This window comes from Paenibacillus sp. N3.4 (genome assembly GCF_008017805.1).
Taxonomy (GTDB): Bacteria; Bacillota; Bacilli; order Paenibacillales; family NBRC-103111; genus Paenibacillus_E.
This window is the reverse complement of record NZ_VRTT01000044.1, coordinates 29,137-53,620: the sequence shown is the minus strand read 5'-3', so window position 1 is coordinate 53,620 and position 24,484 is coordinate 29,137. Positions and strand designations below refer to the sequence as shown.

The 24,484-nt window shown below is 44.4% G+C and carries 22 protein-coding genes, 3 pseudogenes and 1 other annotated feature; of the genes and pseudogenes, 24 read left to right on the top strand and 1 reads right to left on the bottom strand.

Translation table 11 applies throughout. From position 1 onward, the window contains the following. The first annotated feature begins 58 nt into the window (after positions 1–58). Together disA and pssA are read left to right on the top strand one after the other, a co-directional pair. A complete protein-coding gene (gene disA / locus FU659_RS21350) occupies positions 59–1,138 on the top strand; it encodes a DNA integrity scanning diadenylate cyclase DisA (RefSeq protein WP_147949406.1) in 1,080 nt (359 codons plus the stop codon). An 85-nt stretch (positions 1,139–1,223) separates the two neighbouring features. Then, positions 1,224–1,973 carry a CDP-diacylglycerol--serine O-phosphatidyltransferase gene (gene pssA / locus FU659_RS21345; protein ID WP_147949400.1) on the top strand — a complete coding sequence of 250 codons (750 nt, stop codon included), beginning with the start codon at positions 1,224–1,226 and terminating at the stop codon, positions 1,971–1,973. A gap of 72 nt (positions 1,974–2,045) precedes the next feature. On the opposite strand, the gene FU659_RS21340 is transcribed toward pssA, so the two are convergent. Beyond that, positions 2,046–2,441: a DUF1573 domain-containing protein gene (locus FU659_RS21340; protein ID WP_147949399.1), complete on the bottom strand. Its 396-nt coding sequence runs from the start codon at positions 2,439–2,441 to the stop codon at positions 2,046–2,048. Positions 2,442–2,593: 152 nt separating this feature from the next. Between FU659_RS21340 and FU659_RS21335 the strand changes: the two genes are divergently transcribed. The 22 genes and pseudogenes from FU659_RS21335 (at position 2,594) to rpsL (ending at position 24,470) form a co-directional block, all read left to right on the top strand. Next, entirely contained in the window at positions 2,594–3,661 is a 1,068-nt protein-coding gene (locus FU659_RS21335; protein WP_147949398.1) for a PIN/TRAM domain-containing protein, read from the top strand. Positions 3,662–3,751: 90 nt separating this feature from the next. After that, positions 3,752–4,456, top strand: a complete 705-nt coding sequence (gene ispD, locus FU659_RS21330; protein WP_147949397.1) for a 2-C-methyl-D-erythritol 4-phosphate cytidylyltransferase — start codon at positions 3,752–3,754, stop codon at positions 4,454–4,456. Further along, positions 4,453–4,938 carry a 2-C-methyl-D-erythritol 2,4-cyclodiphosphate synthase gene (ispF, locus tag FU659_RS21325; protein ID WP_147949396.1) on the top strand — a complete coding sequence of 162 codons (486 nt, stop codon included), beginning with the start codon at positions 4,453–4,455 and terminating at the stop codon, positions 4,936–4,938. The genes ispD and ispF overlap by 4 nt, the downstream gene beginning before the upstream one ends. Positions 4,939–4,975: 37 nt before the next feature. Then, positions 4,976–6,430, top strand: coding sequence for a glutamate--tRNA ligase (gltX, locus tag FU659_RS21320; protein ID WP_147949395.1), 1,455 nt, complete (start codon positions 4,976–4,978; stop codon positions 6,428–6,430). Between the two features lie 335 nt (positions 6,431–6,765). Then, positions 6,766–7,437: a serine O-acetyltransferase gene (cysE, locus tag FU659_RS21315; protein ID WP_147949394.1), complete on the top strand. Its 672-nt coding sequence runs from the start codon at positions 6,766–6,768 to the stop codon at positions 7,435–7,437. Further along, positions 7,418–8,824, top strand: coding sequence for a cysteine--tRNA ligase (gene cysS, locus FU659_RS21310; protein ID WP_147949393.1), 1,407 nt, complete (start codon positions 7,418–7,420; stop codon positions 8,822–8,824). Before cysE ends, cysS begins: the two co-directional genes overlap by 20 nt. Continuing rightward, positions 8,821–9,252 (top strand): Mini-ribonuclease 3, encoded by a 432-nt coding sequence (locus FU659_RS21305; RefSeq protein WP_147949392.1) that lies wholly within the window; start codon positions 8,821–8,823, stop codon positions 9,250–9,252. The genes cysS and FU659_RS21305 overlap by 4 nt, the downstream gene beginning before the upstream one ends. Before the next feature lie 46 nt (positions 9,253–9,298). Then, positions 9,299–10,039 (top strand): 23S rRNA (guanosine(2251)-2'-O)-methyltransferase RlmB, encoded by a 741-nt coding sequence (rlmB, locus tag FU659_RS21300; protein WP_147949391.1) that lies wholly within the window; start codon positions 9,299–9,301, stop codon positions 10,037–10,039. A gap of 5 nt (positions 10,040–10,044) precedes the next feature. Then, a complete protein-coding gene (locus FU659_RS21295) occupies positions 10,045–10,557 on the top strand; it encodes an NYN domain-containing protein (RefSeq protein ID WP_147949390.1) in 513 nt (170 codons plus the stop codon). A gap of 122 nt (positions 10,558–10,679) precedes the next feature. Further along, positions 10,680–11,325: pseudogene (sigH, locus tag FU659_RS21290) on the top strand (RNA polymerase sporulation sigma factor SigH). 217 nt (positions 11,326–11,542) lie between these two features. Then, positions 11,543–11,692, top strand: coding sequence for a 50S ribosomal protein L33 (rpmG, locus tag FU659_RS21285; protein ID WP_147949389.1), 150 nt, complete (start codon positions 11,543–11,545; stop codon positions 11,690–11,692). A 19-nt stretch (positions 11,693–11,711) separates the two neighbouring features. Beyond that, a complete protein-coding gene (secE, locus tag FU659_RS21280; protein WP_147949388.1) occupies positions 11,712–11,924 on the top strand; it encodes a preprotein translocase subunit SecE in 213 nt (70 codons plus the stop codon). Positions 11,925–11,948: 24 nt separating this feature from the next. Continuing rightward, the gene (gene nusG, locus FU659_RS21275; RefSeq protein WP_057304273.1) at positions 11,949–12,482 is read left to right on the top strand and encodes a transcription termination/antitermination protein NusG; all 534 of its coding nucleotides are present in this window, start codon (positions 11,949–11,951) and stop codon (positions 12,480–12,482) included. 178 nt (positions 12,483–12,660) lie between these two features. Further along, positions 12,661–13,086: a 50S ribosomal protein L11 gene (rplK, locus tag FU659_RS21270; protein ID WP_126144112.1), complete on the top strand. Its 426-nt coding sequence runs from the start codon at positions 12,661–12,663 to the stop codon at positions 13,084–13,086. A gap of 121 nt (positions 13,087–13,207) precedes the next feature. Next, on the top strand, positions 13,208–13,900 hold the full coding sequence (gene rplA / locus FU659_RS21265; RefSeq protein WP_147949387.1) for a 50S ribosomal protein L1: 693 nt from the start codon (positions 13,208–13,210) through the stop codon (positions 13,898–13,900). A gap of 54 nt (positions 13,901–13,954) precedes the next feature. Continuing rightward, positions 13,955–14,109: a sequence feature (ribosomal protein L10 leader region), on the top strand. 65 nt (positions 14,110–14,174) lie between these two features. Next, entirely contained in the window at positions 14,175–14,684 is a 510-nt protein-coding gene (gene rplJ, locus FU659_RS21260) for a 50S ribosomal protein L10 (RefSeq protein ID WP_147949386.1), read from the top strand. A 55-nt stretch (positions 14,685–14,739) separates the two neighbouring features. After that, positions 14,740–15,105, top strand: a complete 366-nt coding sequence (gene rplL / locus FU659_RS21255) for a 50S ribosomal protein L7/L12 (protein ID WP_057313458.1) — start codon at positions 14,740–14,742, stop codon at positions 15,103–15,105. Positions 15,106–15,243: 138 nt separating this feature from the next. Further along, positions 15,244–15,840, top strand: coding sequence for a class I SAM-dependent methyltransferase (locus tag FU659_RS21250; RefSeq protein WP_147949385.1), 597 nt, complete (start codon positions 15,244–15,246; stop codon positions 15,838–15,840). 383 nt (positions 15,841–16,223) lie between these two features. Beyond that, positions 16,224–19,760 (top strand): annotated as a pseudogene (rpoB, locus tag FU659_RS21245) (DNA-directed RNA polymerase subunit beta). A gap of 68 nt (positions 19,761–19,828) precedes the next feature. Next, on the top strand, positions 19,829–23,449 hold the full coding sequence (gene rpoC, locus FU659_RS21240) for a DNA-directed RNA polymerase subunit beta' (protein ID WP_147949384.1): 3,621 nt from the start codon (positions 19,829–19,831) through the stop codon (positions 23,447–23,449). 187 nt (positions 23,450–23,636) lie between these two features. Then, complete coding sequence (locus tag FU659_RS21235; protein WP_147949383.1) at positions 23,637–23,888, top strand: ribosomal L7Ae/L30e/S12e/Gadd45 family protein; 252 nt, start codon at positions 23,637–23,639, stop codon at positions 23,886–23,888. A gap of 163 nt (positions 23,889–24,051) precedes the next feature. Beyond that, positions 24,052–24,470, top strand: a pseudogene (gene rpsL, locus FU659_RS21230) (30S ribosomal protein S12). Positions 24,471–24,484 lie beyond the last annotated feature (14 nt).

Below are 24,484 nucleotides of genomic sequence, written 5' to 3'. Positions count from 1 at the left end.
CAGCGGCGCTGAGTTAACTCATTGACCTTAACAACCTGCAACCCTCGGGAGGAAAATGATGAGTAAAGAAGAAATAAAGCGTGATGTCATGAGTCAATTGCTGCAAATGGTAGCACCTGGCACAGCGTTTCGCGATGGTTTAGAAAATGTCCTTCGTGCCAAAACAGGGGGACTGATTGTCGTCGGTTACAGTGCAGAGGTCATGGATATCGTAGATGGCGGTTTTTCTATTGATTGTGATTTCTCTCCAAATTATCTATATGAGCTTGCCAAAATGGATGGCGCGATTATCCTTAGTGAAGATATCAAACGTATATTATATGCGAACACACAATTAATTCCTGATTCGTCTATTTCATCTTCGGAAACCGGAATTCGACACCGGACAGCTGAACGAGTTGCGAAGCAGACGAACAAACTAGTGGTTTCCATCTCCCAACGGCGAAACGTTATTACCCTATATCAGGGCAACCTGCGTTATGCACTGAAAGATATCGGAGTGATCTTAACTAAAGCCAATCAAGCGATTCAGACGTTAGAAAGATATAAAGTTGTGCTTGACCAATCTCTGACAAATCTGAGCGCTTCCGAATTTGAGGAATTAGTAACGCTGCATGATGTGACTAACGTGATTGCCCGTTTTGAAATGGTTTTACGAATTAAGGCCGAAATCAACCGTTATATCAATGAACTCGGTAATGAAGGTCGACTCATTAGTATGCAGCTCGAAGAACTTGTTGGGAATGCGGAACTTGAAGCGCGTCTTCTCGTAAAAGATTATGTGCGCGATTTATCGGAGGATCGTGTAAAGGAAATGCAAGCCGGCCTAAAACGATTATCTTCAGATGAACTGCTTGAGCCCCACCAAATCATCCGACTTCTTGGTTATCCACACACGAATTCTATTGCAGAAGAGCCCGTATCTCCTCGTGGTTTCCGGATGCTGGGCAAAATTCCAAGGCTTCCATCCATCATTATTGGCAATCTTGTTGAGAAATTTGGCTATTTGCCACATATGATGATGGCCACGATTGAGGAATTGGATGAAGTGGATGGAATCGGAGAAGTGAGAGCCCGAGCGATAAAAGAGGGTCTCAAAAGAATCCAGGAACAAGTCTTCATTGACAGACATATTTAAAGTGGATACAATCATAAAGTATCATTGTTGAGGTTTTATTAAGTCAAGATTAGGGTATAGTAAATCCAGAGGTGGACAAAAACTCATGTTAACAAAATCAATTCCCAGTCTTTTTACAGTAGGGAACTTATTCCTAGGTGTTCTGTCAATCATTCTTGTCTTTAATGGTCAAGCTGGACGTGCAGCGGTACTTGTTATTGTGGCCATGTTACTTGACGGACTTGATGGACGTGTGGCAAGAGCTTTAAATGCGCAGAGTGAGTTCGGTAAAGAACTTGATTCTCTTTCTGACGTTATTTCATTCGGTGTAGCGCCTGCATTTATTATGTATGTGGTTGCTTTTAACGATGCAAGTGTAGTTAGCCCAGCGTTTGCTTGGATTGTAACCGCGATATTCCCAATCTGTGGAGCTCTTCGTTTAGCTAGGTTCAATGTTGTTGCAGGCACACCGGGCTATTTTATCGGATTGCCAATTCCAGCTGCCGGTGGCGTATTGTGTACGTTGGCTTTGTTTGTTAACGAGATTAATGTATACGTGCTGCTTGTAAGCACCGTTCTGTTGTCCTACTTAATGGTCAGCACGGTGAAATACCCGAACTTCAAAAAAGCGGGTATTCCGAAAGCTGCAATTTGGGTGACTCCGATCATTGTAGCTGCTGCTATTCTGATTGCAATTAAATGGCCAGAGTCTATTTCCAAAATGATTTTCGTACCGCTGCTTCTCTATGCGTTGTACGGCCTAAAAAAAAACGTTGATGGGATCTTCATTCGCTTGCGGAGAAAGAACAAAAGACGTGGCGTCGATGATAAACATTCTGTTAAATCCGATGTCTAGCTAAAGTACCGAAAATAAAAAGCATTTATTTTCTTCTGATCGCTCAGAGAAAATAAATGCTTTTTTGCATCTTCATGACATGTTGAAAAGTCCAAGTGTCGTACATTTCTTCGATTCGTTCTCAACGACTTGCTCCAAATTAACATCCAGAATATTGCTTAGAGCGGACATATAGAAAAGGTTTCTTCCTAGTTCGCTGCTAACGGCCTCAATGCAGTTTTCACATAGATGCCCGGATACGTGTGTACCTAGAACATCTTTGGCTTCATCCAAAGTCATTTCTGAATGATAAGCCTGCTTTCCTGCATGAACCTGGATACATCCACATTCTGTAATCGATTTCACGACGGAACGATTAGCTGCTGCTCCTGATTGTTGGAACTTGGATAAGACGTCAAGTAAACTTCGGTGACGGAGCAACAATTCAGATACTTGATCTTGGAACTGCTTTAAAGTCAAGGAGCTCATTCCATCCACCTCGGGTGTGTTGGTAACTTCCATTTCATTATAATGGAAGCCCTCTAATTTTTCAATTTTCCATGTAAAGAAGTGATTAGCGATGGATAATTTGGAACATAATTGTAATAAGGCTTGAACATTGTTGATGTGGAGGTGAGTCTATGATGAGGAAATGGGTACAGATCATTTTAGCAATCATGGGTAGTAGTTTAGGTTATGGATGGAGCGATACAATCCTTCGAACTACTGGATATTTAGGTGATGGCGAACGAGTGTTCTTGGCTAATGTTTTATGTGCTGTGGTCTTGTTTTTCGTTTCAGCTTGGATTGCTAATCAGGGAATGAAACTGTTAATGAAAGGTGAACAGAATGTCGTAGATATCCCGGTATCCGATTTACTGTCCGGTACATCGGGGCTTGTCATTGGTTTGGTTATTTCGGTTTTGGTGTACCCTGTTTTGGAGCAAGTGAAGTGGGCGGGACCCTTCTTGCCATTTCTTGTTTCAGCCGTACTTGCGATAATGGGTTTTCGTATCGGATACAGTAAGCGAGAAGAGATTGTTCAGATCATTGTAAAGAGCCGATCTGGGGGACCGGAGAAGCAGACACACCGCCCTTATGAGGAACATAAGATTCTTGACACCAGTGTAATCATTGATGGCCGTATTGCTGATATCTGCAAAACGGGTTTTATCGAAGGCACGCTGGTCATACCGGAATTTGTTTTGGAAGAGCTTCAGCACATTGCAGATTCCTCGGATTTGCTCAAACGAAATCGTGGTCGACGAGGTCTCGATATTTTGAACAAAATTCAAAAAGAGCTTGAGGTTAAAGTATTGATTTACGAAGGTGATTTCGAAGAAATCTCAGAAGTCGACAGCAAGCTTGTTCGTCTTGCGAAAGTGCTGCAAGGCAAAGTAATTACGAACGATTTTAATCTTAATAAAGTTTGTGAGCTGCAAGGGGTTTCCGTGCTGAATATTAACGATCTTGCCAATGCCGTTAAGCCTGTTGTGCTGCCGGGTGAAGAGATCATTGTTCAAGTCATCAAGGATGGCAAAGAACATGGTCAAGGAGTTGCCTATTTGGATGACGGTACGATGATTGTGGTTGAGGGCGGTCGTGATTTCATTTCGATGACGCTGGAAGTGATGGTCACAAGTGTCTTGCAGACATCAGCGGGAAGAATGATTTTCGCTAAACCGAAATTATTGGAAAAAGCACAGTAAAACCAGTATGATAGGGAGATGTAACATAGCTCTGGATAGCCTATGTTTACGTAGAAACTTTCCGTGGGAAAGCTTTAAGGCGGGGAACTTATGGGGAAGCTAGGGGTTGTTATTGTAGCAGCGGGCAAGGGCTCGCGTATGCGAACGGCTGAAAGCAAACAATACTTACAACTGGGACAGAAGCCAATTCTGGTACATACCTTGCAATTATTTCAAAACATACAGATCGTGGACGAAATCATTCTGATTGTTGGGAGAGATGACGTAGATCGCTGTAGAGGCTATGTACAGGACTATGCGCTCTCCAAAGTCACTCATGTGGAAGCAGGGGGCGCAGAACGTCAAGACTCGGTTAAACGGGGGCTGGACGCCTTGCAGAAGGATACGGAGTGGGTACTCGTACATGATGGTGTTAGGCCTTTTGTAAATATCGAACATGTGTTTGGGTGTATCGCAGAAGCGAAGGAACATGGGGCAGCTGTACTTGCTGTACCAGTCAAGGATACGATAAAAATCGTGAATGATGCGAAGCAGATTCAATCTACACCGGATCGACGAAGCTTGTGGGCAATCCAAACGCCGCAAGCTTTTCGGCTTACCCTTTTACAGGAAGCCCATGAGAAGGCTCAGCGGGATTCCTTTATAGGAACGGATGATGCGATGCTGGTGGAGAGATTAGGTACTACGGTTCATGTGGTAGAAGGGGACTACTATAATATTAAGATTACGACCCCGGAAGACCTGCCATGGGCGGAATGGATTTTACACAACGTTAGAGAAGAGGGACAGCGATGATTCGTGTAGGACAAGGATTTGATGTGCATCAATTGGTTGAAGGCCGCAAATGTATTATTGGGGGTGTTACGATTCCCTATGAAAAAGGATTGCTGGGACACTCGGATGCCGATGTGTTGCTTCACGCCATCAGCGATGCGATATTAGGAGCATTAAGTTTAGGCGATATCGGAAAGCATTTTCCGGACACAGCGGAGGAGTTTAAGGATGCAGATAGTCTGGTGCTGCTTAAGCACGTTTGGCAGCTGGCCAAGGACAGAGGCTATAAACTAGGCAACACAGATTCAACAATCATTGCCCAGAAGCCGAAGATGGCGCCATATATTCCGCATATGGTCGATATCATTGCTGAAGCATTGGAAGCCGATATCAACCAGGTGAATGTGAAAGCAACGACGAGCGAACAGCTTGGTTTCACGGGCCGAGGCGAAGGGATTGCCGCGCAATCAGTTGTTTGTTTAATTCGAGATGTGCTAGAATAGCAGGTATTATTATTCGGGGAAAAGAGGGTACAAAGACATGAATCAGCCTTTACGTGTGCGTTACGCACCTAGTCCTACGGGACATTTACATATTGGCGGTGCCCGTACGGCATTGTTTGATTATTTATTGGCACGTCGCTTTGGCGGCGCGTTCGTAGTGCGATTCGAAGATACGGATCAAACACGTCACAAGGAGTCTGGCATCGAGGACCAGTTGAACGGTCTGAAATGGCTTGGTTTAGAGTGGGACGAGAGCGTAGATATCGGAGGACCGTACGGTCCTTACCGTCAAATGGAGCGACTCGACATTTACCGCACTTATTTGGATCAATTGGTACAAAGCGGACATGCCTATCATTGTTATTGCTCGGAAGAAGATCTGGAACAAGAGCGTGCAGAGCAAGAAGCAAGTGGTGAAATGGGCGGCTACTCTGGCAGATGCCGTAATTTGACGCCTGAGCAGGTAGCTGCTTATCAAGCTGAAGGACGTAAGCCATCGACGCGGTTCCGCGTTCCTGAAGATCGAATCATTGGCTTTGAGGATAGAGTGCGGGAGCATGTAGAATTCGAATCAAACGGAATCGGTGATTTCATTATTGCGCGTGCAGATGGGATTCCCACCTATAATTTCGCCGTTATTATTGACGATCATTTGATGAAAATTAATTTGGTTATTCGCGGCGAGGAGCACTTGTCCAATACGCCAAGACAAATTCTGATGTATGAAGCGCTTGGCCTTCCAGTTCCAGAATTTGCTCATCTGGCGCTAATCCTGAATCAAGACCGCAAAAAAATGAGTAAACGCGATGAATCCATCATCCAGTTTATCGAACAATACAAGGAACTAGGTTATCTGCCTGAGGCTGTTGTGAATTTCATTGCGCTGCTTGGTTGGTCTCCGGGTGGTGAAGAAGAGATCTTCACAAAGGACGAGCTGATTGCACAGTTTGATTTGGACCGTGTATCCAAGAGTCCAGCTGTGTTTGACATGGATAAATTGAATTGGATGAACAACCATTATCTGAAAAAGGCTCCGCTTGAGCGAGTTGTGGCACTAAGTCTGCCTCATCTGCAAAAAGCGGGCTTGATTCAAGGCGATTTGGATGAAGCGGGCCAAGCATGGGTCTCAGCACTGGTTGGTTTAAATCAAGAGAGAATGCGCTACGCGGCTGAAATTGTCGAACTGGCGGGCATTTTCTTCAAAGAAGAGCTTGTTATTGACGAGGAAGCGGCTGCTGTTTTAAAAGAAGAGCACGTTCCTGTCGTATTGGCAAACTTTTTACAACAAGTGGAACAAGCGGAAGCCTTCACAGTAGAAGCGATGCCGGCGCTGCTGAAGCAAGTGCAAAAGGACACCGGCTTCAAAGGAAAGCAGTTGTTCATGTCCATCCGCTCGGCCTTAACAGGACAGGTGCATGGTCCCGACTTAAATGTGTCTCTTTACCTGCTTGGTAAAGAAAAAGTCATTTCACGTCTCAGGAACTTATTGTAATGCAAGGTTCTTTTCGCTATACTTAACTCAATATCTTAAGCAATGATCAGGAGAGTACGTTTAACAAGGGATTTATCAGAGAGGATAATCAAAGCTGAGAAGCTTTGGCTGTGAGTTATCCAATCCCTGTAATCGGAAATGCACCTGGGAGCTGCCGCGCCGAGTGTTCGCAAGAGCAGGGTAGGCGCAGCCGGAGTACCCACGTTACGGGAATCAGAGTTGGGAGACTTCCGAGTCACCAAGCAGAGTGGAACCGCGATAACTACGCCTCTGCAGCCATATGGCTGCAGGGGCTTTTTTATTTTCATAGATACCTACTAAGAAGGTGAAAAAGTATGTGGACAACGATCAAATCCGATATTTCCGCCGTATTCGATAACGACCCGGCCGCGCGCAGTTGGTTTGAGGTCGTGTTTACGTATTCAGGGCTGCATGCCATTTGGGCGCATCGGGTCGGTCATTGGTTTTTTAAACATCGTATGTTTACGATTGCTCGTATCGTTTCGCAATGGAGCCGTTTCATGACGGGGATTGAAATCCATCCGGGAGCAACGATCGGCAAACGACTGTTCATTGATCATGGCATGGGCGTCGTTATCGGAGAAACCTGCGAGATTGGGGACGATGTTATTTTATACCAGGGTGTAACCTTGGGGGGGACTGGGAAAGAGAAGGGCAAAAGGCACCCGACAATTGGCAATAATGTGGTTATTGGTTCAGGAGCTAAGGTTTTAGGATCTTTTCTTGTAGGTGAGAATTCACGTATTGGTTCTAATGCTGTTGTTATCCAAGAGGTTCCTATGAATAGCACGGTTGTTAGCATTCCCGCTAAATTGGTGAAACGGGATGGGGTTCGAGTAAACCGTTTGGATCATGGCAATTTACCCGATCCTGTGATTGATATGTTCGAGGAATTGCAAAAACAAATTAACGAACTTAAAAAAGAGCTTGAGCAAGAGAAGCTTAAGAATGGAGGAGCGAGAGAGCATGACGCTCAGAGTGTATAATACATTAGCAAGAAAGAAAGAAGAATTCGTTCCGATTGAACCCGGTAAAGTGAAAATGTACGTGTGCGGTCCTACCGTCTACAACTATATTCATATCGGCAACGGTCGACCGGTCATTTTCTTTGATGTGGTTCGTCGCTATTTAGAGTCCCAGAATTATGAAGTGGCTTATATTACAAACTTTACCGATGTGGATGATAAAATGATTCGTAAAGCCGAGGAACTTGCTGTGACCGTTCCCGAGCTTGCTGAAACATTTATTCAAGCATTTTTGGCAGATATTCAAACGCTGGGTGTTCACGAAGCCACTTTGAATCCACGCGTCACAGAGAACATTCAGGAAATCATTGATTTCATTGCTGTTCTGGTGGATAAAGACTACGCCTATGAAGCCCGCGGCGATGTCTATTACCGTACAAGTAAATTTGCCGATTACGGCAAGCTTTCTCAACAAAACCTGGATGAGCTTCAATACGGTATTCGGATCGAAGTAGACGATCGTAAAGAGAGTCCGCAAGATTTTGTGTTATGGAAAGCAGCTAAACCGGGAGAAATTTATTGGGATAGCCCTTGGGGACAAGGACGACCTGGCTGGCATATTGAATGCTCCGCTATGGTGCGCAAATATCTAGGTGAAACCATCGATATCCATGGTGGAGGACATGATTTGACGTTCCCGCATCATGAATGTGAGATTGCCCAAACTGAGGCGGTAACAGGTCATCCTATGGCGCATTATTGGATGCATAATGCGTTTCTTAACATCGACAATGAGAAGATGTCCAAGTCGCTGGGCAATGGCATTCTTATTCGCGATCTGGTTAAGCAAATTAAACCGGAGGTTCTGCGTTTCTTCATGCTGTCAGGGCATTACCGGAATCCGCTTAATTTCAGCGATGAAAGCTTGAAGCAAGCAACGAACTCACTGGAACGTATTCAGAATGCCTATGATAACTTGAAACATCGTCTGAAATTGGCTTCTGCGACACAATTGAGCGAAGTTGAGACGAAACTGACGGATCGCATTGCAGCGATAGCTCATCAGTTCGAAGAAAAAATGAATGATGATTTCAACACGCCTGATGCGATTACGGCAGTATTCGATCTGGTTGCTGAAGCGAATCTATACTTGCAGCAGGAGCGGGTGAATGCCGCTGCGCTTCAGTTATTTTTGGATCAATTCCATGCTTTCGATCAAATTCTAGGCATTCTTTCTCAACAAGCCAATGAACTACTGGATGAAGAGATTGAGCAGTTGATTATCGAACGAACGGAATCGCGTAAATCTAAGAATTGGGCCCGTGCGGACGAAATACGTGATTTATTGACGGAGAAAGGGATATTCCTTGAAGATACACCGCAAGGAATTCGTTGGCGGCGCAAATGAGTGATGTATTTCCAGATGCAGCCAACTTGTTTCATTTTCCGCCATCCAAAAGCCCGCATTTGTTGAACCCGTTAGTTTTGGCTTATATGGGGGATGCTGTGTATGAGGTATATATTAGGCAATATGTGGTCTCCCAAGGGAATCACCGCCCCAACTTTTTACACAAAGCAGCAACTGGGTTTGTCTCTGCAAAAGCGCAATCCAAGCTCCTGGAAGCTTTAATGCCGATGCTGACGGAAGAAGAAATTGATATGGTGAAGCGGGGACGCAATGCCAAGTCAGGAACAACAGCCAAGAACGCGGACGTGCTGGAATATCGGCACAGTACCGCGTTTGAGTGCTTAATCGGATATTTGTATTACAAGCAATCCTTTGAACGATTGAAAGAAATATTGGATTTTGCGCTTGCCAGCAAGCAAAAATCATAGAATATAAGAACCGTTTTCTAATGCAAAACGTTTAGGAGGAACCATCATGGATGAAGAATATATTGGCGGGAAGCACTCCGTACTGGAGGCTCTTCGTGCAGGTCGAACCATTAATAAAATTTGGATTGCTGAGAGCGCACAGAAGCAATTTGCGGGTCCCATTGTTGCAGAGGCAAAGAATGTGGGGATCATTGTTCAATTTACGGACAAGCGAAAGCTTGACCAAATGGCAGAAGGCTTGCAGCATCAGGGGGTTGTCGCTCAAGTTGCTGCTTATGAGTATGTGGAAGTGGATGACATATTAGCCAAAGCCAAAGAAAAAGGGCAGGAACCTTTTATTCTTATACTCGATGAAATAGAAGATCCTCATAATTTGGGCTCTATACTCCGGACAGCTGATTGCACAGGGGTTCATGGGGTTATTATCCCTAAACGCCGTTCTGTTGGATTGACTGCCACCGTATCCAAGACCTCTGCTGGGGCCGTTGAGTACGTCCCTGTTGCTCGTGTAACGAACATTGCACAGACGATAGAACAATTGAAGGAACAGGGTGTATGGGTTGCTGGGACCGATGTGTCAGCCGCTGAGGATGTGTACAGGGCTAATTTTACCATTCCGATTGCGCTTGTTATTGGAAATGAAGGTAAAGGAGTCGGCAGATTAATTAAAGAAAAGTGCGACTTCTTAGTCAAATTGCCTATGGCCGGACACGTGAATTCATTGAACGCTTCTGTTGCGGCGGGTGTTCTGATGTATGAAGTGGTTAGACAAAGAAGCAAGAGTTAAACGGGATGGAAGAAATTTTGATCGTAGATGGCTACAATATCATTGGTGCTTGGCCTGAACTAAGTAAGTTGAAAGAGACCGATCTGGAGGAGGCCCGGGATCAGCTGATTCATAGGTTGGCAGAGTATCAGTCTTATTCCGGCATGAAAGTATATCTGGTTTTCGATGCTTATATGGTGCCCGGTCTGGGGAAGAAGTACTTGCAGAGTAAACTCCACGTACTTTTCACCAAAGAAAAGGAAACCGCAGATGAGTTGATCGAGCGTTTGGTCACGAATCTGATGGGAAGGCGCAAGCAAATCTATGTTGCGACATCGGACATGATTGAGCAGCACGTGATTTTCGGTAAAGGTGCCCTGCGCATGCCTGCGGGCGAACTACTGGTCAAAATCAATCAGAATCGTAAAGAAGTGCGAGAACGGATTCATCCTGAGGCGTCCACGAAGCGCAATCCGTTTGAAGGTAAACTAACAGGAGATCTAAAAGAGTTGTTCGAGCGGTGGCGTCGAGGGGAGTAAAATCCTCCAAATGCTAGAAATGGTGCGGTTCCCCGTTGACGGTGTGAGTTTTCTTCATGTATACTTAACCTAAACTTTTTTATTGTGAATCTGGGTAGTCCTGCAGGCCGGAGGGATTGTTGGTGAGTGTCGACCTCAAAGAACTGAGAATGTACGATTATGACCTCAAGCCAGATGAAGACATCGTCGAAGCAGTCCGTGAAGGCAGTAGCGAAGCGTTGGAATACCTTATCAATAAGTATAAGAATTTTGTTCGTGCGAAGGCGCGTTTCTTATTTTTTGATAGGTGCAGACCGAGAAGACATTGTGCAGGAAGGCATGATAGGTTTGTATAAATCTATCCGCGATTTCCGAGGAGACAAGCTTGCTTCATTCAAAGCCTTTGCTGAACTGTGCATCACGAGACAGATCATCACGGCGATTAAGACAGCAACTCGTCAGAAGCACATTCCTCTTAATTCCTACGTGTCACTGGATAAGCCTATCTATGATGAAGATTCTGACCGTACGCTGCTTGACGTTATTAGCGGTTCCCGGGTTACAGATCCGGAAGAGTTAGTAATTAATCAAGAAGAATTTACGGGCCTTGAAGATAAAATGGGAGAGATATTAAGTGACTTGGAGCGCAGGGTACTGATGCTTTATCTCGATGGCAGATCGTATCAAGAGATAGCAGTTGATCTCGATCGTCATGTGAAGTCTATTGATAATGCTCTTCAACGTGTCAAACGCAAGCTTGAAAGATATCTGGAAGTCAGAGATTTATAGACACCCCTGCTACATGCGTAGCGCGGGTGTTTTTTTTGCAAATGTTTAACATAGCGCGGCGGCGTCTATACTGATGATACTCTCGCAGAATGAGACTTCTTCCTTGACACCCTATTAGGGGTTGTGATAAAGTATTTCAGGTAGCCCTAAAAGTCGCTTTCTTTTTGTTGCGCTTCGAAGGGCTTTAATTAGAAAGTGTCTGTAGGAGGTGTACATCATGCGGGTTATCGTCACATTAGCGTGCACAAATTGCAAACAAAGAAACTATGCATCCACTAAAAATAAGCGCAACAATCCCGACCGTATTGAGTTGAAGAAATATTGCAAATTTTGCAATGAACATACTGCTCATCGCGAGACTAGGTAGTTCTTTGGAGGTGTAGTTTGTGGCGTTCTTGGCTAGAATGAGACAAAGCTTCGGATCCACGTTTTCCTTCTTCACCGACTGTTGGACAGAACTCAAAAAAGTCAAGTGGCCAAGTCGCAAAGAAATGACTACCTATACGCTTGTCGTACTGGGCACGGTAGCATTCGTTGCTGTTTATTTTTTTGTGCTTGATCTTGGAATTTCTGAGTTGCTGCGCCTTGTTTTTAAATAAACAGGACTATAGGTGAATCTATTCATGGAAAAAAGATGGTACGTCGTACATACCTATTCAGGGTATGAGAACAAAGTGAAAGCCAACTTAGAGAAACGCGTTGAGTCTATGGAAATGACGGACAAGATCTTCCGTGTGCTTGTGCCTATGGAAGAAGAACTGGTAAACAAAGACGGCAAGAAAAAAGTCGTTATGCGTAAAGTTTACCCGGGTTATGTCCTCGTTGAAATGATTCAAACAGATGATTCGTGGTATGTTGTGCGCAATACGCCAGGAGTTACTGGATTCGTAGGTTCTACGGGATCTGGCTCTAAACCGACTGCATTACTGCCTGAGGAAGTGGAATCCATTCTGAAGCATATGGGTATGGAAGAGCCGAAGGAGAAAATTGACTTCGAACTCAAAGAAACCGTACGCGTCAAAGTGGGACCTTTTGCGAACTTTGTTGGTTCTGTTGAGGAAATTATTGCTGATAAAGGTAAGCTCAAGGTACACGTCAACATGTTTGGTAGAGAAACCCCGCTTGAGCTCGATTTCGACCAAGTGGAAAAGCTATAAAACAAGACAACCAAGGGTTTCTACCAGGTCTATTCCTCGGGATAGACTTCGTTAGTGGGAGGGTGTTATGCCCGTCTAACTCCTAGCGGAGAGACTTTGACTCCGTCAAAGATCCCTGAAAAGGTGAGACTTTGACTCCATCAAAGATCCCTATATTATGTGCAAGGAGGTGTCCATCATGGCAAAAAAGGTTATTAAAATCGTGAAGCTTCAAGTTCAAGCTGCGAAAGCGAATCCAGCACCACCTATCGGTCCAGCATTGGGTCAAGCAGGTGTGAACATCATGGCTTTCTGTAAAGAGTTTAACGCTCGTACTGCTGATCAAGCTGGTCTTATCATTCCAGTTGAAATTACAGTATTTGAAGACCGCTCCTTTACATTCATCACTAAAACGCCTCCGGCTGCAGTTCTTCTTCGCGTCGTTGCTGGTATCGAAAAAGGATCCGGCGAACCAAACAAGAAAAAAGTTGCAACTGTGAAACGCGCAAAAGTTCGCGAAATCGCTGAACAAAAAATGCCTGACCTTAATGCTGCATCCGTTGAGGCTGCAATGCGTATGGTTGAAGGTACTGCTCGCAGCATGGGAATCGTCATCGAAGATTAATTCCGTATGGAATGCGGCTTGTTAAGCAGACTGCTTAACAAGAAAGTTTTCTTCGTATGAAAACTCTCTGGCCGCTCGGTGGGAGGATTATCCGTTAATACCACTAAGGAGGATTTGAATTATGCCTAAACACGGTAAAAAATACCGCGAGGTATCTCAGCTTGTAAACGCTGAAACCTTGTATGATCCGTCAGAAGCAATCGAGCTTGTTAAGAAAACAGCTCCTGCTAAATTCGATGAAACTGTAGATATTGCAGTTCGTCTGGGTGTAGACCCAAGAAAACAAGATCAGGCTGTTCGTGGTGTCGTTGTACTTCCACACGGTACTGGTAAAACAAAACGCGTACTTGTATTTGCCAAAGGTGAAAAAGCGAAAGAAGCTGAAGCAGCTGGGGCAGATTTTGTTGGTGATGCTGACATGATCAACAAAATTCAACAAGGTTGGTTCGACTTCGACGTTTGCGTAGCTACTCCAGACATGATGAGCGAAGTAGGTAAATTGGGTCGTATTCTCGGGGGTAAAGGTTTAATGCCGAACCCGAAAGCGGGCACAGTTACTTTCGACGTTACCAAAGCTGTTCAGGAGATCAAAGCTGGTAAAATCGAATACCGTCTTGATAAAGCAGGACAAATTCATGCTCCACTTGGTAAAGTATCTTTCGATGCTGATAAGTTGAACGAAAACTTCAAAGCATTGGTTGATGCGCTTGTTAGAGCGAAACCAGCAGCTGCTAAAGGTGTTTACCTGAAAAACATTGCTGTATCTTCGACAATGGGCCCTAGTGTTCGTGTAAACGTCCAATCCTTCAGATAAGTAAAAGCATCCAGTTGACTTCGGTCTCTGGTCATGATAACCTATCTAAGGTCATAAAAATGAATATGCAAACCGTAGACAGTAGGTGCCGCACGGCTTAATTTCCTACCGAGGTGTTATGATATATATAACGATTTCTTTGTACATCAAGGAAAAAGTGAACACATCATGCCTTCGTAGAGTCTACGAAGGCATTTCTTATTGTATATAAGGAATGCTGATACTTCTACTGTTTGCGAATAGAAACATAAATGCATAAGAAGTGAGGTGTACTATGGCAAACGCGAAAATTCTTGCAGCGAAAGAACTAGCAGTAGCTGAAGTGACTGAGAAGTTTAAAGCTAGTGCTTCTACAATCATCGCAGATTACCGCGGTTTGAACGTAGCTCAAGTAACACAGCTGCGTAAAACCTTGCGCGAAGCTGGTATTGAATTTGTAGTTCTCAAGAACTCGTTGGCTAGACGCGCATCGGCAAATGCTGAACTAAGCGCATTGGATGAGTACCTAACTGGTCCAACTGCTATTGCTTTCAGCAAAGACGATCTAGTTGCTCCAGCGAAAATCTTGACTGAATTTGCGAAAAAGAATGATCAATTGAGCGTAAAAGGTGGCGTGGTCGAAGGCCGCGTAGTTGGATACGATCAAATTAAAGCACTTGCAGAACTTCCATCCAGAGATGGTCTTCTCTCCATGTTGCTTAGCGTTCTTCAAGCTCCAGTTCGTAACTTTGCACTTGCTGTTAAAGCAGTTGCTGAGAAAAAAGAAGCTGAAGGTCAAGCTTAATTTTGTTTAACGACTATCACAAAAAAATATATGAAATGATAATGGAGGTTTAACCATGAGCACAAATGCAACGATCCTAGAAGCAATCAAAGGCATGACAATCTTGGAATTGAACGACCTGGTTAAAGCAATTGAAGAAGAGTTTGGCGTAACAGCAGCAGCTCCAGTAGCAGCTGGCGGTGGCGCGGCAGTAGCAGTTGAAGAAGCTCAAACTGAGTTTGATGTTATCTTGACTAGCGCTGGCGCATCCAAAATCAACGTAATCAAAGTAGTTCGCGAAATCACAGGTCTTGGCCTGAAAGAAGCGAAAGACCTTGTTGACGGAGCTCCAAAAGCAGTTAAAGAAAAAGTTAGCCAAGAAGAAGCAGATGCAGTTAAAGCTAAACTTACAGAAGCAGGCGCTTCCGTAGAAGTGAAGTAATCTTTCATTAGGAAACCTCTTGAAGCTAGACTTCAAGAGGTTTTTTTAACCACTGAGGTTTTTGCCCATAGGAAAGCCTTAGGAACGCTCTCGTTATTTGATTTTCCTATAGGCAAAAAAGGAGGAGGAATTCATAACGTGTTAGAGCACTACTACACACAAAAGCCGACTGTCCAGCATCAGCTGGCGACGATTAAAGAAGAATTGCGCGGTAAAGCATACACTTTTATGACAGACGCGGGCGTCTTTTCCAAAAAGAGTGTAGATTATGGCAGTAAGCATTTAATTGAAACGATGCAGTTTGCCGAGGATGCCAGAGTTTTAGATGTTGGATGTGGCTATGGGCCTATTGGACTTAGCGCTGCAGCGATGTGTCCGAAAGGACATGTAACGATGTTGGATATTAACGAGAGAGCTGTCGAGCTTTCGAAAGATAATGCTAAGCGTAATGGCATCACCAATGTAACCATTCAGCAAAGTGATTTGCTGGAGCAAGTGAAAGAACAGCGCTTTGACGTTGTGTTGACGAATCCTCCGATTCGCGCCGGTAAAGAAGTCGTCCATCGTATTTTTGTGGAAGCCTATGATTGCTTGGTTGAAGGTGGAGCGATTTGGGTGGTTATTCAGAAGAAGCAAGGCGCTCCCTCTGCTGTGAAGAAGCTTGAAGCTTTGTATAGTGAGGTTGTCGAGGTTTCTAAGGACAAAGGGTATAGAATATTAAAAGCGATCAAGTGAGTCATCGCCGGGCTGCTGTGGATACTGCCGGATATGACAATCGAGGGAAATAGTTTGACTTGACATTTTAAATGTGATATTATAAGAAAATGTCAGTATTAAGATGGGACACATGTCTTTAGTAAACAAAAATGTCAAGTCTTTTTTTCGTCCGAGATGCATAAAATTTTAACTGGTAACGTATAATGTTTGAATTTTAGGCAACTCTAACTGGATGGGAAGAAAAATTTGGAAATGTCTTGTCGATCACAGAGAAAAACCTCCATCCATACAGTCGCTTGATTCGGACGGGCTCCACTAACGGAGGCGTCCTGAGTGTACGTCGGTAGAAGTTTTTCTTCTTTCTTTTTATTTATTGAGTAGAGTTGAGGGGTGAATGAAAGTTGGCGGGACATCTTGTTCAATTTGGACGACGTAAACGCAGGACTTATGCACGTATTAATGAGGTGCTGGGCATTCCAAACCTGATTGAAATCCAGCAAAAATCGTACGAGTGGTTTTTGGAAGAAGGACTTCGTGAGATGTTTCAGGATATCTCTCCGATTCAGGATTTTACAGGTAACCTAGTACTGGAGTTTATCGACTATAGCTTAGGTGAGCCTAAGTACTCTGTCGATGAATCCAAAGAACGCGACGTAACCTATGCGGCGCCGTTAAGAGTCAAAGTCCGTTTGATCAATAGGGAGACTGGTGAAGTCAAAGAACAAGAAGTGTTCATGGGGGATTTCCCTATCATGACGGACACAGGAACCTTCATTATCAACGGTGCGGAGCGTGTAATCGTCTCCCAGCTCGTTCGTTCGCCCAGTGTTTATTATAGCACAAAAGTGGATAAAAACGGCAAAAAAACATACACAGCAACGGTCATTCCTAACCGTGGCGCATGGCTGGAGCTTGAGACAGATGCGAAGGATATTATCTATGTTCGTATCGATCGCACGCGTAAAATTCCAGTTACTGTCCTGCTTCGTTCTTTAGGTTTTGGTACCGATGCAGAAATTTTGGATTTGCTTGGCGATAATGAATATATCCGAAATACGCTAGATAAAGATAACACGGATTCTACGGAAAAAGCGTTAATCGAAATCTATGAGCGTCTTCGTCCGGGTGAGCCACCTACGCTTGATAATGCAAGAAGCTTGATCGTTGCTCGGTTCTTTGATCCGAAGCGTTATGATTTAGCGAATGTAGGTCGCTACAAAATTAATAAGAAACTTCACATCAAAAATAGATTGTTTAATCAACGTTTGGCTGAAACATTGGTGGACTCCGAAACTGGAGAGATCATTGCAGAGGCCGGGCAATTGCTGGATCGTCGTACGTTAGATGAAATCCTGCCTTTCATTGAAAAAGGTGCGGGCTTCAAAGAGTTCTCGATTCCTAAAGGTGTAACGGACGTGGATACGATTCCTGTTCAATGCATCAACGTGTACTCGCCTAACGAAGAAGGCAAGGTCGTGAAAGTTATTTCTAACGGTGTTATTGACAAATCAGTCAAAAACATTACGCCTGCCGATATTATTTCATCCATTAACTATTTCATTAACTTGCTGCATGGTATCGGTAATACGGATGATATCGATCACTTGGGTAACCGTAGACTACGTTCTGTAGGTGAGTTGTTGCAAAACCAATTCCGTATTGGACTTTCCCGTATGGAGCGTGTTGTGCGCGAACGTATGTCCATTCAAGATGCTAATGTGATTACGCCTCAGGCATTAATCAACATTCGTCCTGTTATCGCATCGATCAAAGAGTTCTTCGGCAGCTCCCAACTTTCTCAATTTATGGATCAGACGAATCCGCTTGCTGAATTAACGCATAAGAGACGTCTGTCTGCACTGGGACCCGGCGGTTTGACGAGAGAGCGCGCAGGGATGGAAGTTCGTGACGTGCATCACTCTCACTATGGCCGTATGTGTCCAATTGAGACGCCAGAGGGACCGAACATTGGTTTGATCAACTCCTTGTCCACTTTCGCCCGCATTAATGAGTATGGCTTCATTGAGGCTCCTTATCGTTGGGTAGATCCGAAGACAGGTATTGTTACAACGCAAATCGCCTATTGACGGCTGATGAAGAAGATAACTACGTTATCGCTCAGGCGAATGCCGTATTAACGGAAGATAGCAAATTCGTTGAGGATTCTATTATCGTTCGTTACAAAGATGATAACTTAACGCTTCCGGTTGAGCGCGTCGATTATATGGACGTCTCCCCTAAGCAAGTTGTATCTGTGGCAACAGCGTTAATTCCTTTCCTTGAAAATGATGACTCTAACCGTGCCTTGATGGGTTCAAACATGCAGCGTCAAGCAGTACCTCTCCTTATTCCTAAAGCTCCTCTAGTAGGGACAGGAATGGAGCACAAGGTCGCTAAAGACTCAGGAGTATGTATTGTATCCAAATTCGACGGAATTATCGAAAAAGCTGCTGCGAATGAAATTTGGCTGCGTCGCCAAGAATGGTAGACGGTAAGCTGGTCAGCGGTAATATTGTCAAATATAAGCTTCATAAGTTTATGCGTTCCAACAAGGTACGTGCATTAACCAACGTCCGATCGTCAAGAAAGGCCAATTGGTTAAAACAGGAGACATTCTTGCTGATGGACCATCAACGGAACAAGGGGAATTGGCTCTTGGGCGTAACGTTGTTGTTGCCTTCATGACTTGGGAAGGTTACAACTATGAGGATGCGATCTTGTTAAGCCAAAAGCTTGTCAAAGAAGATGTGTACACTTCGATTCATATCGAGGAGTACGAGTCAGAGGCTCGTGATACGAAACTCGGACCTGAGGAAATCACACGTGATATTCCGAACGTTGGGGAAGACGCTCTGAAAAATCTAGATGAGCGCGGTATTATCCGTGTCGGTGCCGAAATTGGCGCAGGCGACATCCTTGTTGGTAAAGTAACGCCTAAAGGTGTTACGGAATTAACAGCGGAAGAAAGATTGCTTCACGCGATCTTCGGTGAGAAGGCTCGTGAGGTTCGTGATACCTCTCTACGCGTACCGCATGGTACAGATGGTATTGTCGTTGACGTTAAAGTATTTACCCGTGAGAATGGCGATGAGCTGCCTCCAGGTGTCAACCAACTCGTGCGTGCCTATATCGCTCAGAAGCGTAAAATCTCTGAAGGCGACAAAATGGCGGGACGTCATGGTAACAAAGGGGTAGTAGCACGTATTCTCCCTGAAGAAGATATGCCTTTCCTTCCGGATGGTACTCCAGTAGAAGTTGTCTTGAACCCACTAGGGGTTCCATCCCGGATGAACATCGGTCAAGTGCTTGAAGTTCACTTGGGTATGGCATCCAAGTACCTCGGTATTCATGCTGCAACGCCGGTATTCGACGGAGCGCGTGAGTATGACGTGTTCGATGCGATGGAAGAAGCAGGTATGCAGCGCAGTGGTAAAACGATTCTGTACGATGGTCGTACAGGAGAATCGTTTGAACGTGAAGTAACTGTTGGCGTCATGTACATGATCAAATTGGCGCACATGGTTGATGATAAAATCCATGCCCGTTCCACAGGACCTTACTCCCTTGTTACTCAGCAGCCGCTGGGTGGTAAAGCGCAGTTCGGTGGACAACGTTTCGGGGAGATGGAGGTTTGGGCGCTTGAGGCTTATGGAGCGGCTTATACCCTTCAAGAAATTCTTACCGTGAAGTCAGATGACGTTGTGGGTCGTGTGAAAACATACGAATCGATCGTCAAAGGCGAGAACGTACCGGAACCGGGCGTTCCTGAATCTTTCAAAGTTTTGATTAAAGAGCTTCAAAGCTTAGGTATGGATGTCAAAATCTTGTCCGGTGACGAAGAAGAAATCGAAATGAAAGAAACAGATGACGATGACGAAGTAACTAGCGACAAATTAAACCTAAATCTAGAAGGCTCCGAATTAGGGGTTAATGAATAAATACACCACAATAGATCGAGAACGATTCACTGCATAGTGGGTTTAAATTCTTAAAGGAGGGTTGCTCCTTGATGGACGTTAACAACTTCGAGTTTATGAAAATCGGCTTGGCATCACCCGATAAAATTCGCTCTTGGTCCCGTGGGGAAGTAAAGAAGCCGGAAACGATTAACTACAGAACCTTAAAACCTGAGAAAGAAGGTCTTTTCTGTGAAAAGATCTTCGGACCAACGAAAGATTGGGAATGTCATTGCGGTAAATACAAGCGCGTCCGTTATAAAGGCGTAGTCTGTGACCGTTGTGGCGTTGAAGTAACACGTCAAAAGGTGCGTCGTGAGCGCATGGGTCATATTGAGCTAGCAGCTCCTGTCTCCCATATTTGGTACTTCAAAGGTATTCCTAGCCGCATGGGTCTTGCACTAGATATGTCTCCAAGATCTTTGGAAGAGGTTATCTACTTCGCGTCTTATGTGGTAACAGATCCGGGAGATACACCTCTTGAAAAGAAACAATTGCTGTCTGAGAAAGAATACCGTAGCTATCGTGAGAAATACGGCTATGCTTTCCAAGCGGGTATGGGTGCTGAAGCAGTGAAAAAGCTGCTGATCGACATCGATATTGAGCGCGAAGTAGATACGCTGAAAGAAGAACTTAAAACAGCGCAAGGTCAACGTCGTAATCGTGCGATCAAGCGTTTGGAAGTTATGGAAGCTTTCCGTAACTCGAAGAATATGCCGGGTTGGATGGTTCTGGATGTATTGCCAGTCATCCCTCCGGAGCTTCGTCCGATGGTACAACTCGATGGAGGTCGCTTTGCGACATCTGACTTGAATGATTTGTACCGCCGCGTAATCAACCGTAACAACCGTTTGAAGAGACTACTTGATCTGGGAGCACCCGACATTATCGTGCAAAACGAAAAACGGATGCTTCAAGAAGCTGTTGATGCTCTCATTGATAACGGTCGCCGCGGTCGTCCAGTAACAGGACCAGGTAACCGTCCTTTGAAATCCCTCAGTCATATGCTGAAAGGTAAACAAGGTCGTTTCCGTCAAAACCTGCTCGGTAAACGTGTCGACTATTCCGGTCGTTCCGTTATCGTCGTAGGTCCTAACCTGAAGATGTACCAATGTGGTCTTCCGAAGGAAATGGCACTTGAATTGTTCAAGCCTTTCGTTATGAAAGAGCTTGTAAATAAAGGGTTAGCTCATAACATCAAGAGTGCGAAACGTAAGGTTGAGCGCGTAAGTCCTGATGTATGGGATGTTCTAGAAGAAGTGATCAAGGAGCATCCGGTTCTTCTGAACCGTGCCCCTACGCTGCATAGACTTGGTATTCAAGCGTTTGAACCGATTCTGGTCGAAGGCCGCGCTATTAAACTTCACCCACTCGTTTGTACAGCTTACAATGCTGACTTCGACGGTGACCAAATGGCCGTTCACGTACCATTGTCATCTGAAGCACAAGCTGAAGCTCGTTTGCTCATGCTGGCGTCAGGTAACATCTTGAATCCGAAAGACGGTAAGCCGGTTGTTACGCCTTCACAGGATATGGTTCTGGGAAGCTTCTACTTAACAACGGACAACAAATTTGCTAAAGGTGCAGGTTCTATCATTAGAACCGTACATGAAGCTGTTTCTTCTTACCAAGCTGGCAAAATGGCGCTGCACGCTCGTGTTGCTATTCCGGCTAAAGCATTAAACAAAACAAGCTTCACAGAGAAACAACAAAATGCAATGCTGATCACGACGATTGGTAAAATCATTATGAACGAAATCTATCCTGCTGATTTCCCATTCATTAATGAGCCAACCAAAACGAACTTGCTGAATGGTATTCCGGATGCACACTTTGTGTTCGACAAAGGTGCTGATCTTAGAGCCATTATGTTGGAACGTGATGAGAACAAAGCGGTAGGTAAAGAATATCTCGGTTCCATCATTGCTGAGTGTTTCCGTAAATACCACACAACTCAAACGTCGATGATTCTTGATAAAATTAAAGAGCTTGGATTCACGTACTCCACCAAAGCGGGTATTACCGTAGCGGTATCAGACGTTGTGGTTCCTACTGAAAAAGTAGCGATCCTCAAAGAGTGTGAAGAGAAAGTACGTGTCGTAACGAACCAATATCGTCGTGGTTTGATTACAGATGAAGAGCGTTATGACCGCGTTATTGCGATTTGGAGTAAAGCGAAGGATGAAATCACCGATATTCTGATGAAATCCTTGGATAAATACAACTCCATCAGCATGATGGTTGAGTCTAAAGCACGGGGTAATAAATCGCAGATTACACAGCTTGGCGGTATGCGTGGTTTGATGGCTAACCCATCCGGTAAAATTATGGAGTTGCCAATCAAATCAAACTTCCGTGAAGGCTTAACGATCTTAGAGTACTTTATTTCCACGCACGGAGCGCGTAAAGGTCTTGCCGATACAGCACTGCGTACAGCTGACTCAGGGTACTTGACTCGTCGTCTCGTTGACGTTGCACAAGACGTTATCGTTCGTGAAGATGATTGCGGAACAGACAAAGGCTTCATGGTTAGCAAAATTCAAGACGGTAAAGAGGTTATTGAAGATCTCTACGATCGTATTGAAGGACGTTATGCGTATGAGACTCTTCGTCATCCACAAACAGGTGAAGTTATTGTTCAACGCAATGAGCTCATCGAATCGGGCATTGCTGATGCCATTATCGAAGCAGGTATTGAAAAACTTCAAATTCGTTCCGTTCTTAGCTGCCGCACCAATCATGGTGTATGTAAGAAATGTTACGGTCGTAACTTAGCTACTGGTCAATTCGTGGAGGTTGGTGAGGCAGTAGGTATTATTGCCGCTCAATCCATTGGTGAGCCAGGAACTCAGTTGACGATGCGTACGTTCCATACCGGTGGTGTTGCCGGAGATGATATTACACAAGGTTTGCCGCGTATTCAGGAGCTTTTTGAAGCTCGGAATCCGAAAGGTCAAGCGATCATTTCTGAGATTGATGGTGTCGTTAAAGAAATCCGTGAAGCGAAGGACCGTCGTGAGATTGAAGTCCAAGGTGAAGCGGAATCCAAAGTATATGCGGTTCCTTACGGATCACGTGTCCGCGCTTCTTTGAATCAACAAGTGGAAGCTGGAGACGAGCTGACGGACGGATCTATTGATCCGAAAGAGATGCTCCGCATTAAAGGTATTCGTGGCGTGCAGAACTACATTCTGCAAGAAGTACAACGCGTTTACCGTAACCAAGGGGTAGAAATTAACGATAAGCATATTGAAGTTATGGTTCGTCAAATGTTGCGTAAAATTCGGATTGTTGACGCGGGAGACACAACGCTTCTTCCAGGTTCTTTCGTAGACATTCATGAATATGAAGATGCTAACAAAGTCGCTTTGTTTGCCGGCAATGAACCAGCTGTCGCAAGACCGATCTTGCTCGGTATTACGAAGGCATCCCTTGAAACAGATTCTTTCCTTTCTGCAGCTTCTTTCCAAGAAACGACTCGTGTCTTAACGGATGCAGCAATCAAAGGGAAAGTTGACCAATTGCTTGGACTTAAAGAAAATGTTATCATCGGTAAACTGATTCCTGCGGGTACAGGTATGCCTCGTTACCGGAATATCCGAATTACGGATCCTAACGAAGTTGTTGTACAAGGCGAAGATTTGGAAAAAGAAACCGTTGCTGTTGAATAGTTGATGGATAGTAATGAACGGGATCTTCACTTCTCGGAGTGGATGATCCGTTCGTTTTCTATGGTTAGTATACAGTTAAAGTTTTAGATACAACAAAGTTATTCCTTGACACTCCATGATCAAAGTGATAATATATCGGAGTGTGCCTAAGTTACTATTCTTTCCTTTTCTTTGGAGGATGTGCCTTATGTCTTATGATGTACTCAAACAGGCCAAGAATATAAGTGTAGGTACGAAGAAAGTAACCAAAATGCTAGAACAAGGCAAGGCAATCGAAGTGCTGGTTGCTAAAGATGCAGATCCGCGATTGACGATAAAGCTGGTAAGCCTCTGTAATAAGATGGATATACCTGTTACCTACGTAGATTCTATGAAGATGCTAGGTAAAGCATGTGGAATTGAAGTTGGAGCTGCGGTAGCAGCTGTTGTAAATGAATAAACGCTAAGACGTTTTTGTTGGTGAGTCTTAAGTACATCAGTTAATTATACTTTTGCGCTGGCTCATAGCAAAGACTTTCTATTTGCTCATTTATGACTCGCCTGGATCTGTGGGCTTGTAAAGAAAGATCATCATGTTATGAATGTAGGGAGGAGGTGGCGATATGCCAACAATTAACCAACTAGTACGTAAAGGTCGTCAAGCGAAGGTGGAGAAGTCAAAATCACCAGCTTTGCAAAAAGGGTTTAACGCTTTGAAAAGAGAATCAACGGATTTGAGCGCTCCTCAAAAACGTGGTGTCTGCACGCGTGTAGGTACAATGACTCCTAAGAAGCCAAACTCCGCACTTCGTAAATACGCACGTGTTCGTTTAACGAACGCGTAGAGGTGACAGCTTATATTCCAGGTATCGGTCACAACCTGCAAGAACATAGTGTTGTATTGATCCGTGGAGGTAGAATTAAAGATTTACCAGGGGTACGTTATCACATCGTGCGTGGCGCTCTGGATACTTCCGGTGTTAACAACCGTAAGCAATCCCGTTCCAAATACGGTACAAAACGTCCGAAAGTTAAAAAATAAGAGATAATAATCAG

Coding starts and splice junctions, on each gene's coding strand:
- disA (WP_147949406.1), top strand. CDS start 59: ATGAGTAAAGAAGAAATAAAGCGTGATGTCATGAGTCAATTGCTGCAA.
- pssA (WP_147949400.1), top strand. CDS start 1,224: ATGTTAACAAAATCAATTCCCAGTCTTTTTACAGTAGGGAACTTATTC.
- FU659_RS21340 (WP_147949399.1), bottom strand. CDS start 2,441: ATGAGCTCCTTGACTTTAAAGCAGTTCCAAGATCAAGTATCTGAATTG.
- FU659_RS21335 (WP_147949398.1), top strand. CDS start 2,594: ATGATGAGGAAATGGGTACAGATCATTTTAGCAATCATGGGTAGTAGT.
- ispD (WP_147949397.1), top strand. CDS start 3,752: ATGGGGAAGCTAGGGGTTGTTATTGTAGCAGCGGGCAAGGGCTCGCGT.
- ispF (WP_147949396.1), top strand. CDS start 4,453: ATGATTCGTGTAGGACAAGGATTTGATGTGCATCAATTGGTTGAAGGC.
- gltX (WP_147949395.1), top strand. CDS start 4,976: ATGAATCAGCCTTTACGTGTGCGTTACGCACCTAGTCCTACGGGACAT.
- cysE (WP_147949394.1), top strand. CDS start 6,766: ATGTGGACAACGATCAAATCCGATATTTCCGCCGTATTCGATAACGAC.
- cysS (WP_147949393.1), top strand. CDS start 7,418: ATGACGCTCAGAGTGTATAATACATTAGCAAGAAAGAAAGAAGAATTC.
- FU659_RS21305 (WP_147949392.1), top strand. CDS start 8,821: ATGAGTGATGTATTTCCAGATGCAGCCAACTTGTTTCATTTTCCGCCA.
- rlmB (WP_147949391.1), top strand. CDS start 9,299: ATGGATGAAGAATATATTGGCGGGAAGCACTCCGTACTGGAGGCTCTT.
- FU659_RS21295 (WP_147949390.1), top strand. CDS start 10,045: ATGGAAGAAATTTTGATCGTAGATGGCTACAATATCATTGGTGCTTGG.
- rpmG (WP_147949389.1), top strand. CDS start 11,543: ATGCGGGTTATCGTCACATTAGCGTGCACAAATTGCAAACAAAGAAAC.
- nusG (WP_057304273.1), top strand. CDS start 11,949: ATGGAAAAAAGATGGTACGTCGTACATACCTATTCAGGGTATGAGAAC.
- rplK (WP_126144112.1), top strand. CDS start 12,661: ATGGCAAAAAAGGTTATTAAAATCGTGAAGCTTCAAGTTCAAGCTGCG.
- rplA (WP_147949387.1), top strand. CDS start 13,208: ATGCCTAAACACGGTAAAAAATACCGCGAGGTATCTCAGCTTGTAAAC.
- rplJ (WP_147949386.1), top strand. CDS start 14,175: ATGGCAAACGCGAAAATTCTTGCAGCGAAAGAACTAGCAGTAGCTGAA.
- rplL (WP_057313458.1), top strand. CDS start 14,740: ATGAGCACAAATGCAACGATCCTAGAAGCAATCAAAGGCATGACAATC.
- FU659_RS21235 (WP_147949383.1), top strand. CDS start 23,637: ATGTCTTATGATGTACTCAAACAGGCCAAGAATATAAGTGTAGGTACG.